This is a genomic window from Bacillus sp. SH7-1 (assembly GCF_008042405.1).
In the GTDB taxonomy this organism is placed as follows: domain Bacteria; phylum Bacillota; class Bacilli; order Bacillales; family Bacillaceae_G; genus Bacillus_A; species Bacillus_A thuringiensis_N.
This window is the reverse complement of sequence record NZ_QNUD01000003.1, coordinates 80,690-97,145: the sequence shown is the minus strand read 5'-3', so window position 1 is coordinate 97,145 and position 16,456 is coordinate 80,690. Positions and strand designations below refer to the sequence as shown.

The following is a 16,456-nucleotide window of genomic DNA, read 5'->3' as shown; positions in this document are numbered from 1 at the left end:
TAAAATTCCTTTCTTATGCTTTTTGTGTACCTAAATCAGCAAGTACATTTAAAATTTCTTTATAAAACATTTCGCGGTTTGTTGTACGATGTAGTTCTCTATACAGCTCTCCATCTTGAATGAACAAAATGCGCTGGCAGTAACTTGCGCTAAATGGATCATGAGTAACCATCATAATTGAAACATTTTGTTCTTCATTGAGACTTTTCATTGCATCTAAAAGGCTAGTTGCATTTTTAGAATCAAGTGCTCCAGTTGGTTCATCTCCTAAAATAATCGCGGGCTCATGAACGAGTGCACGTGCAGCGGCAGAACGTTGTTTTTGGCCACCGGATACTTCTGAAGGATACTTTTGAAGAATTGCTGAAATTCCTAACATCTCTGCTACTTTTGTTACTTTTGGTCCAATTTTTCGAGAAGGAACACCTTGCAGGGAAAGTGGCAATGCAATATTTTCATAGATTGATAAATTTTCTAAAAGGTTAAAGTCTTGAAAAATAAATCCTAATTTTTTGGAACGGAAATCAGAGAGTGCGCCTTGCTTCATTTTTGTAATATCCGTACCTGCAATTTCAACTTTTCCGTCTGTTGCATGATCTAATGTAGAAATTACATTTAATAATGTTGTTTTTCCTGAACCAGATGGCCCCATAATTCCTACAAATTCACCTTCTCGAATTGAAAATGATACACCTTTTAAGGCATATGACTGATTTTCACCTTTTTTACCATATACTTTCTGAACATTTTTTACGTCTACAACAGGTCTTTGCATTTTTATATCCTCCTATATGTTATTTCTTATTATTATTTTTTTCGGATAGGCATTAAGTTCCAATAAGTTAAGCAACGCCAGATCCATTCTACAGGTCCAAAATTAAAATATTTTAACCAAACATTACTAATCACGATTTGAAAAATCCATGTTAGGAAACACATACTCACCATAGCGATTGCTGGTGAAAATACGCTTAGAGTTATTGGTAAAATGAACATTCCAATAAAGGTCTGTCCTAAATAATTACTCATTCCCATTCTCCCATAAGCTTGTAATGGTTTTAATACAGTGCTTCCTACTGTACTTTTCAACAGAGCTACAAGGATTAAAATATAAGTTATTGTGAGAAATGGTTGTAAAATGTTTAGTAATATAAAAGATAGCTTTGCACTTGGTGTTAGCATTTGTACAGTAACCCCAGTAATAGAAACAATACTAAACATAATAATGAGCAATTTATGAAGTTTTGGGCGTTGTTTTAATTTAGTAAGAACATCCAACTTCATTAGTGAATACCCTTCTATAAAATAGATTAAAAATGAAGTTATCATAGTTAATATTTGAAGAGCATCAAGAAATGGAGGTATGTTCGACTTTAACTGAAATATATAATCGTAGGATATTATACTTACGATTATGCCCATTACATGTAAGCTTAAAGAAATTACTAACAATAATCGGCCAGGAACTTTATGAAGACTTAATAATAGTAACCCGACAATGGCGTAAGAAATTAAGACATCTCCTCCCCAAACACTAGCATGTAATAAACCAATTACTGCTAGTATGATCATACGGCGTATATAGATAAAATATGGTTGACCTTTTGCTTTTGCTCGAGCTAAAAATAGGGCTGATCCAGCTCCAAATAGTAGTGAGAAAATGGCATAAAACTTTCCGGTTACAAAAATGTTAATCCATTTATCATCTGGTAAAGTAGTATTGGATACATCAGCTTCGTTAAAAAACATTGATATATTCACTAAGAAAATGCCAATTAAGGCAAAACCTCGTATGACATCTAAATCAACAATTCGATTCTTTTGAGGTAAACTTTGTTTTATTGCATTCATAATTCATACATCCTTTCTATTATGATTTTTAGTACATGTATTAAATCTGCGACGATAACAGATTAACCCTCCAGTATTGCTTGATTAACTATTGTTAGTTTACAAGTGATTAAAAGTTGCAAACATCGATGTATCTAACTGGAATCTTACATTTTTGTAAGGAACCTGCATGTAGAGATTTTTTATGTACATAAAAAGACTCTAAAGAATTACTGGTAAGTAGTAATTCTTTAGAGTCTTTTTGATGAGTAATAAGTTCACTTGAAAATTAAATTAATTGAATGAAAAAACAAATAAAGACTCTAAAGAATTACTGGTAATTCTTTAGAGTCTTTTTGATGAGTAATAAGTTCACTTGAAAATTAAATTAATTGAATGAAAAAACAAATAAAACTGAAAATGGCATAAAAAGAAAAATTTGTTATAATAGCGAATGTTGTATATTTTGGAGGTGAAGAACTTGGGTGCTTATTTATTCCCGATTAAGACGGCGATAATTACATTTCCAATCGCTGGTTTTATTTTATTAATTCCTTTTTTAATTTGGCAGTATCGCAAGCATGGGTATATTAATTATTTACGTATGTTTGTTTTGTACTCTTTATTATTATTTTCAATGGCGGCCTATTATTTAATTATTTTACCGTTTCCGGCAACGTTTGATACGTGTAGTATGCAACGTCCAGGAACACAGCATTATCAAATAACACCTTTTACTTCAATCATGGACATCTTGAGAGAAACAAAGGTGAATTTTGCGAATCCAATGTCATACATTGGAATTTTGAAAGAGCGTGCATTTTTACAGGTGGCATTTAACTTTCTTTTATTGTTACCATTAGGCGTTTATTTACGATATTATTTCCGTCGTAATCTGTTACAAACTGTTATTATTACATTTCTTGTTTCGTTATTCTTCGAAGTTACACAATTAACTGGATTCTATGGATTATATAATTGTCCATATCGTTTATTTGATGTTGATGATTTATTCTTAAATACGCTTGGTGGATTTGCAGGATATATGATTGCACCAATATTTACTTATTTCCTACCAGATGTACATGCGATGGATGAAAAAGTTGATCTTGAAAATAAACCAGTTCGTATGACACGACGCTTCCTTGCTCTTTGGATGGATTGGTTTGTTATTGGGATTGTGACTTCTTTAATATTCAATGTTAAAGTTTCCGTGGCATTTATATTTAACCCTGCTGAAAAATTGGACGAACTTTTACTTGTCTTCGTTTGGATATTCGTTTATTTTATTGTTTTTCCTTATTTCACAAATGGGAAAACAATTGGGAAATGGATTCTTCATTTTAGAGTAAAAGGGCAAGGAGAGAGAATTACATTCATTGAATTATGTAAACGCTATGGCCTGTTATATTATGGGATTGGTGGTATCAATTATATTTTAATTGCTTCTAGAGTATTAAATGAGCAATTAGAGATAATTTTCCTTTTACTATTCTTTATTTTTAATGGTTTAATCTTATTGCATTTTGCATTGCATATTTTCAAACGAGATAAGCGTTTATTCTATGAGAAAATGAGTAAAACGTATAATGTGATAACTTTTAAAAAGAGTAAATAAAAAAGCATCTGTTGAGATGCTTTTTTTATTTACTCACAATGTTATTGTAGGATTTTACTGTCAGTATATAGTAAGCAAAATAAATCAATGTATATGCGACTATGGTAGTTAAAACTGGAATGAAAATATCTATGCCAAGTGTATTAGAAAGTGCATTTAAAGCGACAATACTATGCAAGCTACCGATAGTAAGTGGCAGAATAAATATGAAGGCTATTTGTTTTGCAATCGATTTAAAGATGGTTTGCTTACTTACACCCAGTTTACGTAAAATAATATATTTATCTTGATCTATAGTTGCTTCTGTTAATTGTTTAAAGTAAATGATGCTTCCAGTTGCAGCTAAAAAGACAAGCCCTAAAAATACACCAGCGAAGATGACTAATCCTGTGGCTTCTACAACACCTGTATAAGCGTTGTATTTAGATATTAAATTGATGTCTTTAGGAAGGAGTATTTGCAGTGCTTTTGTTAACTCCTTAGTATTTTTGTCATCGGATACTTTATATGCTTGTAGCATATAGGGTTCTTGTTTTTTTGTAATATCAGAAAAAACTTTGTCGGTCACTACGATAGTGAATTCATGTAATGAGTCATTTAGTATATTATCTTGAATTTTCCCTACAAATTGCAATGAATAATCATTACCTGAAAGATGCAGTTTTGTTTTGCCATTTTTATATTCAGTTTGAAACGTATTACTCTTATTTGCATCAAGAGCAACCGCTTCTAAATTTTGAAGTGATACTTTTATATCCTTATTCGTTTTATCGGCTAGGGTATTGAATGTACTCTCCGATAATAAATTTAATTCTTTAGGATTTCTTTCAAAATCGACTGGCAAGATGCCATTCACCTGTAAGTCTGCTTTTATTTTTATTAAAGGGATAGCAATTTTCTCTTTTATTGTATGATTAGAGTTTCTTATTGTATTTTCAATTTGCTGATCTATCTGTGAATCTGTTTTTACATACATAAAACTAAACGGTTCTGTTTTATCAATCATTACTTTATTTTTATAATACATACTATAAGAAGCACCAATTCCACACAGTGTGACTGCGCTTAATAGTGCAATGGCAGTTAGTGTTTTGGCGTTTGATTGAATGCGTGCTAATAGTTGAGATACACTAACCACATTAATCCCACGGTAATAGCGTGTTTTATTCTTCTGTAAGCCAAGTAATAAAAAAACGGTAAAAGAACGAAATATGAAATATGTACCGATTGTAGAACCACCTAAAATAATACACATATTCCGTATCTTATGGTCTATCCATATAGAAGAGAGAAAAGGTTGAAGTGCGAACCAGTAAGAAGAGATAACTAAAATAATTCCTAATAAAGCGGTCCATATAGATCCTTTTGGAATGAGCTCATCTTGTCTTTCAGCCTGAAGTAATTCAATTAATTTAAACTTATAAATTATGCTATAACCTTGAAAAGATGTTATTAAAATAATAACGGTAAATACGAGTATGGTATGCATGATTGCTTGTAGAGAAATAGAAAACGAAATAGCAGTTGATAATTGCATTATTTTTAAAAGTAACATGGAAAACACCTTTGAGAGTAAAGCTCCGATGCTCATTCCTATAATGAGTGCAATAATTCCTATGATGAGATTTTCATAAAATAACATGGCACCAATTTGACGTTTTCGAACACCTAGTAAGGAGTATAATGCAATTTCTTTTTTTCTTCTCTTTGTGAAAAATGAATTTGAATACGAAATGAATATTGCTACAAAAATGATTAGAATAACAGAAGAAGCTTTAAAAACATCTGCAATCCCTTTGGTTGTACTCGTTTGCTCTACGATATAACCGTTATATTGTAGCGATACAAAAATGAAATAAATGACAATACTAAGTATCATAGATGCAAAGTATAGTACATAATTTTTTAGGTTTCTTTGTAAGTTTCTTTTGATGATACTAAATGGTGTCATGACCGCTACCTCCAAGAGCAGAAAGAATATGTAATAGTTTTTGGAAAAATTCTTCCTGTGGCATCTCGCCCTTTACAAGTTCTGTGAAAAGTTTTCCATCTTTAATAAAGAGGATGCGTTTGCAATAACTTGCCACAAAGGGATCATGCGTAACCATCAAAATGGTGGCAAGTTGTTTTTTATTTAACACTTGTAGGATTTGTAGTAAATCAACTGCTGATTTAGAATCTAGTGCACCTGTAGGTTCATCAGCTAAAATTAATTTTGGTTTTCCTATAATAGCTCTCGCTGCTGCAGTACGCTGCTGTTGTCCACCAGAAATTTGATACGGATATTTATTTAGCAATTCTTGAATGCCAAACATTGTTGCAACTTCATCTACACGTACATCAATTTCGTGTGCATTCATATTTCTTAAAGCAAGTGGTAGAAGTATATTATCCTTTATCGTTAACGTATCAAGTAAATTGTAGTCCTGAAAAATAAAGCCTAATGTGTCACTACGGAATGCAGTAAGTTGTTCATCTTTCATTTTTATAATATTTCTTCCATCAACAATAATTTCTCCTGTGGTTGGTATATCAATCGTCGATAATACATTTAATAAAGTAGATTTTCCAGATCCAGATGGACCCATTATGCCAACGAATTCACCTTCAAAAATTGTGAGATCAATATCATGGAGGGCAGTAAATATGCTGCCTCTATTACTAAAGACCTTCCTTACGTGTTTTGCCTGTAATACGGGGTTCAATATGGACCCTCCTCTATTGTATGATAAGCTTATTGTATGGTAATTTTATACCCTAAACCATAGGACAACCTTACAAATTATAATTCAAACCTTACAAACTTGTAAGGTTAAAATAGTGCTAGGAGGCAAACTTTTTATGAAAATTTTATTAGTTGAAGATGAACCAACCATTCGTGAAACGGTGGCCGATGAGTTAGGGAAATGGGGATTTGAAGTATGGGCGAGTACAAACTTTGAACATATTTTAAATGATTTTTTGGCTCAATCTCCGCAACTTGTTTTACTTGATATTAATCTTCCTTATTTTGATGGATTTTATTGGTGTAGAAAAATTCGAGAAGTATCAAAAGTACCAATTATTTTCTTGTCATCTCGTGATAATCCTATGGATATGGTAATGGCCATGAATATGGGTGGAGATGATTTTGTACAGAAACCATTTTATACAGATGTTTTAGTGGCTAAAATTCAGGCTCTTATGAGACGTACATATTCTTATACACAAACTGAAACAAATGTTGTTGAATATGAAGGTGTCGTATTAAATTTACAGAGCGGGGAAGTAACCTATCATAATCAAATATTGGAATTAACAAAAAATGAGTTTAAAATTTTACAGATATTAATGCAGAATATAGGATCGATTGTAAGTCGAGATAATATTATGCGTAAACTCTGGGAAAATGAAAGTTTTGTTGATGATAATACATTAACAGTAAACGTAGCTCGTGTAAGGAAGAAGCTTGCCGAACTTGGAAAAGAGGAGTTTATCCATACGAAGAAAGGGCAAGGTTACATTATTACATGAGTATTTTTCGTTACATAAAAGAACGCCGTTATTTTATGCTTCTGTACTTTTTGATTATGTTATTTATTTCTACCATGATTTATTTAAGTGAGGGATTAAGTAATACAAAAGCAAATCTTATATATATCAATGTTGTAAGTGCAATTTTTATTCTTATCTATCTTATAATCGGGTATTTTTATCATAAAAGATTTTATAAAGAACTTCATATTGCTCTTTATTTAGAGCAGGATACAGTGATTGCTATCCCAAATCCACATACATATGAACAGGAACTATATACGGATATATTAAAAAAACTGTACTTAGAGCAACAAGAGCAAATGTACGTATTGCACGAGGAAAAGAAAGAATATCATGATTTTATTATGTCGTGGATTCATGAAGTTAAAATACCGATTGCTGCTAGTCAACTATTGATGCGCAGTGGCAAACCGGCAGATATTTTAATTGATAAATTAGAGGATGAGTTAGGAAAAATAGATCACTTTGTTGAACAAGCTTTATACTATTCACGGCTTGATTCTTTTTCAAAAGATTATTTCATTCAAGAAGTTTCTCTCGAGGCGATTACGGGTACTAGTATGAAAAAATATGCTAAGTCATTTATTTCAAAGCGCATTCAATTTGAACGTACAAACTTACAACTTCTAGTAGAGAGTGATACAAAATGGCTATCTTTTATTGTCGATCAGATTGTGGCAAATGCATTGAAGTATACTGATTCGCATGGAGAAATTAAGTTTATTGGGGAAGAAGACAAAGCGGAAAAGCGTCTTATTATTCAAGATAATGGAATTGGTATTAAACTTGAAGACATTGGACGAGTATTTGAGCGTGGATTTACAGGAGTGAATGGGCGAGTTCATACGAAATCAACGGGATTAGGATTATATTTAGCGAAACGATTGTCTCATAAATTAGGGTATGATATTTCTATTGAATCGAAAGAGAATGAATATACAAAAGTGACAATACACTTTCCTAAAGGGAATCAATATCATGCGATCGCAAAAACATAACAAAAGCACTTATCTATAGATAAGTGCTTTTGTTATGTTTTCTTTTATCCTATTATTCGCAGGGCGGCCTTTAAAATCCTGGTCGGTGAGGTGTTATTAAAAACATTTTATTCAAATCTTCATATACTTTGTGTTTTTATCCGTATCTATTGTAAGATTATATAGAGTTCTCCTAATAAGCTGTTATAATGACTTTTTTTAGGAGTTTAATACTTATAAATCTTAAATTATTTTTGGAGATAATTTTTTATCTAACTAAGTGATATTGAAGTAGAGGTGAACCATCGGTGAGGCAGGTGTTAGTAATTAAAAATGAACGGTCTTTAGCAAAGAAAATCGTAAGCGGTTTAACGGAAGAAGGCCATTTCATTTTAAAACTTCACAATGAAAACGAAGGTTTAAATATAATATATGAACAAGATTGGGATATTATCATATTAGATTGGGATTCATTAAGCATATCTGGACCAGAAATTTGTAGACAAATAAGATTGGTTAAAACGACACCGATCATTATTGTGACCGACAATGTTTCTATCGAGGATTGCGTAGCAGGGTTACAAGCAGGAGCAGATGATTATATAAGAAAACCATTTGCGAAAGAAGAATTAGTAGCAAGGGTTCAAGCTATTTTAAGGAGAAGTGACTGTAACCAGCAAAATGAGATAACCTTTTATCAGTTTAAAGATCTCTTTGTTGATGCATCTAGCAATATTGTGAAAAAAGGTGGTAAAAATCTCTCGCTTACGAAGCGTGAGTACGATTTACTTGCATTTTTAATCAAGAATAAAAATACAATATTGAGCCGTGAAATGCTTTTGAACCAAGTTTGGGGACATAACGTAGTCGTAAATCCAAATGTAGTAGACTTATATATTGGGTATGTAAGAAAAAAATTAAAATGTGAGAAGAAAGACAGATATATTCAAACGATACATGGCAGAGGCTATTCAATGGTTGAATGATAAAAATAAGATAATAAAGTAGTTTCTGTGAAATATGAAAAGACAGAAACTATAAAAAGAAGATTGCTATCAGGAAATGGTCATTTTTTGCAGTAGAAACCATGTTTTATAAGGTGTGGGGGATGGATCTGCTGCGCATTAGTTGAGACCGTATCAAATTTATTTTTAATTTTATTAACTCACACCATTCACAAGATTTTCACAGAATTAATGACTATACTTATTATCAGGACGTTCAAATGAAAATGATTATCAATAGCAATTTAGATGCATAAAAGTTACTATCTAATTTAATCTATGAACTTTATCATTTTCGAACTAAATTACATAATAAGGAGTATACGTATGAAAAAAACTATGCTTTTAAAATTAGTAAGTATTCTAGCAATTTTCACATTAATGTTAGTAGCTTGCTCAGATTCAGGTAAAGAAACTTCGAAGGCTAATAATAAAGATAATGGTAGTGATAAGCCAAAAACGGTTGAAATCACTGATGCGCATGGAAAAGTTACTGTTCCTGTAAATCCAAAGAATGTAGTTGCTTTAGATAATAGAACTTTTGAAACTTTAGCTGATTGGGGAATTAAATTAGCGGCTGCTCCAAAGGATATTATGCCTGCTGATTCAGCATATAAAAAGGATGAAAAAGTTCAAAATATTGGGAATCACCGTGAACCAAATCTTGAAATTATTGCAGCGGCAAACCCTGACCTTGTAATTGTTGGTCAAAGATTTGCTGACCATTACGAAGAAATCAAAAAATTAGTACCAAATGCAGCTGTTATTGATCTTAATTTTGATGTTTCTGAGAAGGCTACTAAGCCTGGAGAAAACTTAGTAAAAGGACTTAAAGATTCTACAACTACTTTAGGAAAAATCTTTGCTAAAGATAAAGAAGCTAAACAATTAGTAGCTGATTTTGATAAATCTATTGAAAAAGCAAAATCTGCTTATAACGGAAAAGATAAAGTTATGAGTGTTATCGTTACTGGTGGGAATATTGGCTTTGCAGCTCCTCACTCTGGTCGCGTTTGGGGACCTATGTATGAAATTTTCGGTTGGACTCCAGCATTAGAAGTTTCGAATTCTACTGCAGGTCATAAAGGTGATGACGTTTCTGTTGAAGCTATCGCACAAACAAATCCTGATTGGCTTTTCGTATTAGATCGTGATGCTGCAACATCTGATGCAGCTAAGTCAACACCTGCTAAGGATGTTATTTCTAAATCACCTGCTCTTCAAAACACAACTGCTGTTTCTAAAAAACAAGTTATTTATGCACCAGAAGATACTTACACAAATGAATCAATTCAAACTTATATAGAGTTATTTGGAAATATGGCAAAAACTTTAGCTAAGTAGTGTAAAGGGGTACGAAACAGTGTCAAAAAATATGATTTCTAGGGTTGAGAATATTTCTCAACCCCAGTTTTATAATCAAAATAAAATATGGACAAAACCTTTTATAATAGCAGTTATAGTTGTTATAATTTTAGGGATTATATCACTGTTTACTGGAGTTTATGATATACGTGGACAAGAGGACGGAATGGAGATGTTTTTCATCACTCGTGTTCCGAGAACGGTTGCATTAATGCTTACTGGAGCTGCGATGGCAATGGCAGGGCTCGTCATGCAACTCATTACACAGAATCGTTTTGTTGAACCTACTACAACGGGGACGATTGAATGGTCAGGCTTAGGCCTGCTTTTTGTGTATTTACTATTTCCTGCCCCGACTTTAGTTCAAAGAATGACTGGTGCAATCATTTTTTCTTTTATAGGAACTATGATTTTCTTTTTATTTTTAAGAAGAGTTAAGCTTCGTTCGTCTTTAATTGTCCCGATTATTGGATTGATGCTTGGAGCAGTTATTTCTGCAGTGTCTACTTTTTTAGGACTCCTTTTTCAAAAGACGCAAAGTATTGAAACTTGGTTTGTCGGTTCATTTGCTAACGTTCAGGTCGGAAGATATGAATATTTATGGCTGATTGTTATCATTACTTTTCTTATTTTTATGTATGCTAACAGATTGACTTTAGCTGGACTAGGAGAAGATGTCGCAACGAGCCTTGGAGTTAATTACAATAGAATTGTTCTTTTTGGGACTGCTCTTATCTCGGTTGCAGTTGGAATTGTTGCAGCTGTTATTGGACACTTACCTTTCTTGGGATTAATTGTTCCAAACATTGTTTCCATGTTTAGAGGTGATGACCTTAGGAGTAATTTACCTTGGGTTTGTGTGATCGGAATGGGTTCAATAACTGCCTGTGACATCATTTCTCGAACAATTATACAGCCTTTTGAAGTACCTGTTTCTTTAATACTTGCAACAGTGGGAGCAGTCGTGTTTATTACTATTTTATTGAGAAAAAGAAAACCAAGGAGGCTACGATGATCACATTAGAATATAGAAAAAAAGAAAATGTCGAAATCGATTCTAGCCTTCACAATGAAAGTAGATCAGCTAGTGCTTTTCGGTCTAAGAAGGAAGCAAGACGTTATTGGATTTTACTGATAACATTGATTGCTTTAGGTCTTCTTTCTTCATATGGACTTTTAGTTTATAACAATCCAGTTCCGATAGATTCACCTTCTTTTATCCCAGTTGTTAAGAGAAGGATAGTAGCTATTGTTGCAATGATTATCGCTGCAGTTTGCCATAGCTTGTCGACAGTTGCTTTCCAATCTATTACGAATAATAAAATTATTACTCCATCGCTTTTAGGTTTCGAATCACTTTATTCAGCAATTCATACGAGTACAATATTCTTCTTTGGTGCTAGTGCATTAATAAATTTTAATGGAATTGGCTCATTTTTATTCCAAGTTGTTGTTATGGTCTTCATGAGTTTGATACTTTATGGATGGTTACTTTCCGGTAAATACGGGAATTTACAACTTATGCTTTTAGTTGGAATTATTATTGGTACCGGGCTAAATTCTGTGTCAACTTTCATGAGAAAACTACTTGCGCCTTCAGAATTTGATATTTTACAAGCAAGATTATTTGGTTCTGTTAATCATGCAGATCCTGCATATTTTCCTATTGTAATTCCTATGATCATAATTGTAGCAGTATTAATTTTTGCTCATTCTAAGAATTTGAATGTTTTGTCACTAGGAAAGGATGTTGCTACTTCTTTTGGAGTTAAATATCAACCTAGTGTAATTTATACGCTTGTATTAGTAGCTATTTTGATGTCTATTTCAACAGCTCTAATTGGGCCACTTACTTTCTACGGCTTTTTAGTAGCGACTTTGAGTTATCAAGCGGCGTCAACTTATGATCATAGATATATTTTCCCAATGGCTTTTGCCATAGGATTTTTAATAATGACGAGTGCATACTTTTTAATGTATCATGTATTCCATGCTCAAGGTGTAGTTTCAGTTATTATTGAATTATTTGGTGGAATCATATTCTTAACTATAGTTTTAAGGAAGAGGGCTTTATGATAAAAATTGATAATGTTAAAAAGTTCTATACTGATAAGGTAAAAATAGGACCTTTGGATATTGAAATACCAAAAGCAGGCTTTACTTCTTTAATTGGACCAAATGGTGCTGGAAAGTCAACGACACTTTTGATGATTGGCAGACTTTTAGATATGGATGAAGGTCAAATTCAGGTAGCAAATATGGATGTTTCTGAATCTAAATCGAAAGACTTAGCAAAAGTTTTGACTATATTGCGACAAGAAAATCATTTTGTAACTAGGCTTACAGTTAGACAATTAGTTGGATTTGGACGCTTTCCTTATTCAAAGGGAAGATTGACTAAAGAAGATGAGGTTATCATTTCTAAATATATCGATTTCTTAGATTTAACTAGTTTAGAGAATAGATATTTAGATGAGCTTTCTGGTGGTCAAAGACAAAGGGCATATGTAGCGATGGTATTGTGCCAAGAGACTGAATATGTACTTTTGGACGAGCCGCTGAATAACCTTGATGTTGCTCGTTCTGTTCAAATGATGGAGCATTTGAGACGTGCGGCTAATGAATTTGGAAGAACAATTTTGACTGTTATGCATGACATAAATTTTGCAGCCAAATACTCTGATAAAATTTGTGCTATGAAAGATGGACAAATTGCTGCTTTTGGAACAGTAGAAGAAGTTATGGATCCAACACTTTTGACAGATATTTTTGAAACAAAAATAGAGATTATTAATGGTCCTTATGGGCCGATCGCTGTTTATTAGTTACAAAACGAGTATGCAAAAAAAGCTGCTGTCTATATTTTATAGGCAGCAGCTTTTTTTAAACCTTGCAATCAAATCACTCTTGATATATAGTTTAGTTAAGTGAACTAAACTACATTCAGGAGGTTTTGAAATGGAAAAAGAAATAGTTTCAAACGAAAATAAACAAAAAAAGCCATTGCTTTTTAAAGTTGGAATAGGGCTTCTAATCATATATGTTTTACTTTGGGCGAGTGCTTTAATCATACCATTTACTTCGCTTTCGACTCAGATAAAGGCTATTGTTATTCCAGGGTGTATAGTAATAGGAGAAATTCTATTTTTAATCGGTGCTGTCTTTGTTGGAAAAGAAGTGGTAGCAAAATATAAAAAGTATTTAAATCCGAAAAATTGGAGAAGAAAAGGTGAGAGGGACAAGTATGAAAAATAAAAATATAGCTGAGGAAATCAATCTAACACTTGAAGAATTATGGATATTACTTGAAACGAAAGAAAGATCGTATACGAATTTCAATTTAAATAATCAGCAATATACGTTATTAACATTAATTATTCGGTACCCATCATCCTCTCCTAAAGAGCTAGCAGAAAAAATGAATGTAACGAAGAGTGCCATTAGCCAACAGTTAGTCAAACTTGAAAAGGATGGATACATTTTCAGAAGGCAACATGCAGAAGATAAACGTGCATTTTCAGTTGAATTAGGAGAGAAAGGTTTGCTATACAAACAAGAAATGGATGCATATATGGAGCAAGTTTCTGAAAAGTATTATGCAAGCTTATCACCTGAAGAATTAACAAACCTTTTATCAGCGCTTCAAAAGCTAACGAAGGTAATTGAAGAGCTGTAGTGGCTGTTACATGTAAAAAGAAGCGTAAGCTGACCAAAAACGGTCAGCTTACGCTAATTCATGTTTCGAATATAAAAAATGGACTCATAAAAAAACTCCTGTAACTCAGTACAGAAGTTTTAATCAAACCAATTAAAAACTAAATTGTGGCTTTATATCACCTTTATAAGGTTCATGTTCAACGAATATAGTGATGTCCTTACCCGCTTGGTCTTTACCAGTTCTTTTATACGTAAATTTCTTATTGTTCAGTTCAGTAAGTTCAAGAGCCGCACCATATTTATTATTTCCAATTGAAACATGAGCTCTTATTTTATTTTCATGTAAAACATCGAAGTAACCATAGTCACCGCGGCTTTGACCTGTTTCGCTATTGAAGAACTCATATTTATTAGATTTGTCATCGAATTTTGCTAGACTAATGAAGTTCGAATTAAACTGTGTTACGTCATTACCAGCTTCATCTAATACTTTTGTTCCGTGCCAAAGGGTTCCACCTAAAATTTTATCTCCATCAGCGTTTTTAACGATATCGCCAGTAGTCGTGTTCAGTTGCTTGTCCGGATCAGTGAAAGAAAGCTCTTTTTCTTTATATGGAACATGTTCAACGAAGACTTCTACATCGTTACCGTTAGCGTCTTTCCCCATTCTTTTATAAGTAAATACATTTTTATTTAGTTTTGTCATGTCAACAACAGCTTGATATTTCATTGATTCTGAAATTAATATTCTCTTCTTCCCATCATTTGTGATAAAGAAAGTTCCTTTATCGCCACGACTTGCACCTGTTTTAGCATCAAAGAATTCATATCTTCCTGACTTTGCATCATATTTCGCAAGACCAATGAAGTTTGCATTTTCTTTTGTTAAATCATTTTTATCTTTGTCATACACTCGTGTACCTTGCCAATTTGTATCGCTAAGAATGTTAGCCATTTTTTGGCCTTTCGTTAACTTATTTTCCTTTTTTGTTTCTTTAGCAGTTTGTTCTTGTTTCGGCTTACTATGGTTTTCTTCAGCTTGAGTACCAACACACCCGGTTAGTGCTAGTGTGAATCCGAGCAATATAGATGATAGTGCTTTCGTTTTTTTGTTCATTTTTTATCGTCTCCTCATTTTATAAATGTAAGTAGTACGGTTTGTGATTATAGTAATAGTTACTACGTTTATTATGTTAATCCTCGAGTATAAACTGCCTCTAAATAAAACATTAAAAAAAGATAAACTAATTCCTAAAATTTGTTCATACTTAGAAAATGGTCTTTTACATACGATGAATGCTAATCTCTCATTTTGAAACTGTCGGAATCAAATGGGCGGATTAATATTATGATTACAGTACGCTTTTTGATGTGATGCTATACTGTATATAGGATTCTATGAGTGTTTGTTGTGTCGATTTTTGTCGGTAAGTCGATATATTTAGAAAATCGTTGATATATTTGGAGTTGCGCTGATATATTTTGGAGGTGGATAAAGATGATTGTGAAAGAACGAAAAATACCCGTACATTTACTTCAATTAGAAGCTTTACTTAGAAGATTGCCTGCCCATCATCCAAAAAGGAATATGGTGGCTGAAAATCTAGCGAAATTTATGGCTGGCTATAAAGGAGAGCTGGCGATTAAATATCCACTTAGTTTTCTGTCCGAAACAAGATATAGTATTTTACATGATATCAGGTTGTTTGATCAGAAACATTATTTCCAAATCGATACCCTTATAGTTTCCTCGTGTTTTCTTCTTTTTCTTGAAATAAAAAATATCATTGGCACATTAATTTTTGATGCGAAGTTTAATCAACTCATTCGAATAGCAGATGGTACTTCGGAAGAAGGGTTCCCAGATCCGCTTTTACAACTGAAACGGCAAGAGATGCAGCTTAGAAAATGGTTGAGTTTGCATGATTTATATAATATTCCGATTGAATCTCTCGTTGTAATTAGTTCTCCTCGTACAATTATTAAAACTTCAGATGAAATACTTCCTAATAAAATTATCCACGGTGCAAATTTACCTAATAGAATCAAACAGATTGAAAATCAATATAAAGAAGAAGCAATTAGTAATATAAATGGACTTATAAATCAAATTATGAATGGACACATCCCGCAGAGACAAAATATTCTTGTACAATATAAAGTTAAAGAAGAGGAGTTGCTAAAGGGCGTACAGTGTGAGGAATGTTTTACCATGGCGGATGTTAAAAGAAAAGCAGGGATGGCGTTGCCAAAACTGTAATAGTACGTCTAAACAAGCTCATTTACGTGCTTTGCAAGATTACACACTTCTATTTGGAATGATAACTACTAATAGCAAATTGAGAGGATTCTTTAATATGCAATCTAGTTCTGCGGTTAAACGACTCCTCCAAACAATGAAAATCCCATACACCGGCAACAACAAAGGACGAACCTATGATTTAACTTCTTTCCAATCATAATTTTGC

General features: G+C 32.7%; 15 protein-coding genes and 1 pseudogene. 11 read left to right on the top strand and 5 right to left on the bottom strand.

The window, feature by feature from the left end; all coding sequences use genetic code 11:
• Positions 1-13: 13 nt before the first annotated feature.
• Entirely contained in the window at positions 14-775 is a 762-nt protein-coding gene (locus tag DN390_RS01390) for an ABC transporter ATP-binding protein (RefSeq protein ID WP_147806422.1), read from the bottom strand.
• Positions 776-807: 32 nt separating this feature from the next.
• The gene (locus tag DN390_RS01385) at positions 808-1,851 is read right to left on the bottom strand and encodes a DUF418 domain-containing protein (protein WP_147806421.1); all 1,044 of its coding nucleotides are present in this window, start codon (positions 1,849-1,851) and stop codon (positions 808-810) included.
• 460 nt (positions 1,852-2,311) lie between these two features.
• Here DN390_RS01385 and DN390_RS01380 point away from each other — a divergent pair, with 460 nt between their 5' ends.
• Positions 2,312-3,448 (top strand): VanZ family protein, encoded by a 1,137-nt coding sequence (locus DN390_RS01380; protein ID WP_147806420.1) that lies wholly within the window; start codon positions 2,312-2,314, stop codon positions 3,446-3,448.
• Positions 3,449-3,473: 25 nt separating this feature from the next.
• Here DN390_RS01380 and DN390_RS01375 read toward each other — a convergent pair whose 3' ends face one another.
• Together DN390_RS01375 and DN390_RS01370 are read right to left on the bottom strand one after the other, a co-directional pair.
• Complete coding sequence (locus tag DN390_RS01375; protein ID WP_147806419.1) at positions 3,474-5,399, bottom strand: FtsX-like permease family protein; 1,926 nt, start codon at positions 5,397-5,399, stop codon at positions 3,474-3,476.
• The gene (locus DN390_RS01370; RefSeq protein WP_147806418.1) at positions 5,386-6,153 is read right to left on the bottom strand and encodes an ABC transporter ATP-binding protein; all 768 of its coding nucleotides are present in this window, start codon (positions 6,151-6,153) and stop codon (positions 5,386-5,388) included. The genes DN390_RS01375 and DN390_RS01370 overlap by 14 nt, the downstream gene beginning before the upstream one ends.
• A 136-nt stretch (positions 6,154-6,289) precedes the next feature.
• On the opposite strand from DN390_RS01370, the gene DN390_RS01365 reads away from it, so the two are divergent.
• From DN390_RS01365 to DN390_RS01325, 9 genes are all read left to right on the top strand, one after another.
• The gene (locus DN390_RS01365; RefSeq protein WP_000698454.1) at positions 6,290-6,961 is read left to right on the top strand and encodes a response regulator transcription factor; all 672 of its coding nucleotides are present in this window, start codon (positions 6,290-6,292) and stop codon (positions 6,959-6,961) included.
• Positions 6,958-7,983 carry a sensor histidine kinase gene (locus DN390_RS01360; RefSeq protein ID WP_147806417.1) on the top strand — a complete coding sequence of 342 codons (1,026 nt, stop codon included), beginning with the start codon at positions 6,958-6,960 and terminating at the stop codon, positions 7,981-7,983. The genes DN390_RS01365 and DN390_RS01360 overlap by 4 nt, the downstream gene beginning before the upstream one ends.
• A 287-nt stretch (positions 7,984-8,270) precedes the next feature.
• The gene (locus tag DN390_RS01355) at positions 8,271-8,948 is read left to right on the top strand and encodes a response regulator transcription factor (protein WP_147806416.1); all 678 of its coding nucleotides are present in this window, start codon (positions 8,271-8,273) and stop codon (positions 8,946-8,948) included.
• A gap of 345 nt (positions 8,949-9,293) precedes the next feature.
• Positions 9,294-10,310, top strand: coding sequence for a siderophore ABC transporter substrate-binding protein (locus DN390_RS01350; RefSeq protein WP_097950777.1), 1,017 nt, complete (start codon positions 9,294-9,296; stop codon positions 10,308-10,310).
• 19 nt (positions 10,311-10,329) lie between these two features.
• Positions 10,330-11,346: an ABC transporter permease gene (locus tag DN390_RS01345; protein WP_147806415.1), complete on the top strand. Its 1,017-nt coding sequence runs from the start codon at positions 10,330-10,332 to the stop codon at positions 11,344-11,346.
• On the top strand, positions 11,343-12,407 hold the full coding sequence (locus tag DN390_RS01340) for an iron chelate uptake ABC transporter family permease subunit (protein ID WP_147806414.1): 1,065 nt from the start codon (positions 11,343-11,345) through the stop codon (positions 12,405-12,407). The genes DN390_RS01345 and DN390_RS01340 overlap by 4 nt, the downstream gene beginning before the upstream one ends.
• Positions 12,404-13,156: an iron ABC transporter ATP-binding protein gene (locus tag DN390_RS01335; RefSeq protein ID WP_000590070.1), complete on the top strand. Its 753-nt coding sequence runs from the start codon at positions 12,404-12,406 to the stop codon at positions 13,154-13,156. Before DN390_RS01340 ends, DN390_RS01335 begins: the two co-directional genes overlap by 4 nt.
• 133 nt (positions 13,157-13,289) lie before the next feature.
• A complete protein-coding gene (locus tag DN390_RS01330; RefSeq protein ID WP_098264855.1) occupies positions 13,290-13,586 on the top strand; it encodes a transporter suffix domain-containing protein in 297 nt (98 codons plus the stop codon).
• Complete coding sequence (locus DN390_RS01325) at positions 13,576-14,007, top strand: MarR family winged helix-turn-helix transcriptional regulator (protein ID WP_147806413.1); 432 nt, start codon at positions 13,576-13,578, stop codon at positions 14,005-14,007. Before DN390_RS01330 ends, DN390_RS01325 begins: the two co-directional genes overlap by 11 nt.
• Before the next feature lie 132 nt (positions 14,008-14,139).
• Here DN390_RS01325 and DN390_RS01320 read toward each other — a convergent pair whose 3' ends face one another.
• Positions 14,140-15,105, bottom strand: a complete 966-nt coding sequence (locus DN390_RS01320) for a DUF4822 domain-containing protein (protein ID WP_060632826.1) — start codon at positions 15,103-15,105, stop codon at positions 14,140-14,142.
• 381 nt (positions 15,106-15,486) lie between these two features.
• Here DN390_RS01320 and DN390_RS01315 point away from each other — a divergent pair.
• Positions 15,487-16,450, top strand: a pseudogene (locus DN390_RS01315) (nuclease-related domain-containing protein).
• Positions 16,451-16,456 lie beyond the last annotated feature (6 nt).

Coding starts and splice junctions, on each gene's coding strand:
- DN390_RS01340 (WP_147806414.1), top strand. CDS start 11,343: ATGATCACATTAGAATATAGAAAAAAAGAAAATGTCGAAATCGATTCT.
- DN390_RS01375 (WP_147806419.1), bottom strand. CDS start 5,399: ATGACACCATTTAGTATCATCAAAAGAAACTTACAAAGAAACCTAAAA.
- DN390_RS01365 (WP_000698454.1), top strand. CDS start 6,290: ATGAAAATTTTATTAGTTGAAGATGAACCAACCATTCGTGAAACGGTG.
- DN390_RS01385 (WP_147806421.1), bottom strand. CDS start 1,851: ATGAATGCAATAAAACAAAGTTTACCTCAAAAGAATCGAATTGTTGAT.
- DN390_RS01325 (WP_147806413.1), top strand. CDS start 13,576: ATGAAAAATAAAAATATAGCTGAGGAAATCAATCTAACACTTGAAGAA.
- DN390_RS01335 (WP_000590070.1), top strand. CDS start 12,404: ATGATAAAAATTGATAATGTTAAAAAGTTCTATACTGATAAGGTAAAA.
- DN390_RS01390 (WP_147806422.1), bottom strand. CDS start 775: ATGCAAAGACCTGTTGTAGACGTAAAAAATGTTCAGAAAGTATATGGT.
- DN390_RS01350 (WP_097950777.1), top strand. CDS start 9,294: ATGAAAAAAACTATGCTTTTAAAATTAGTAAGTATTCTAGCAATTTTC.
- DN390_RS01330 (WP_098264855.1), top strand. CDS start 13,290: ATGGAAAAAGAAATAGTTTCAAACGAAAATAAACAAAAAAAGCCATTG.
- DN390_RS01320 (WP_060632826.1), bottom strand. CDS start 15,105: ATGAACAAAAAAACGAAAGCACTATCATCTATATTGCTCGGATTCACA.
- DN390_RS01360 (WP_147806417.1), top strand. CDS start 6,958: ATGAGTATTTTTCGTTACATAAAAGAACGCCGTTATTTTATGCTTCTG.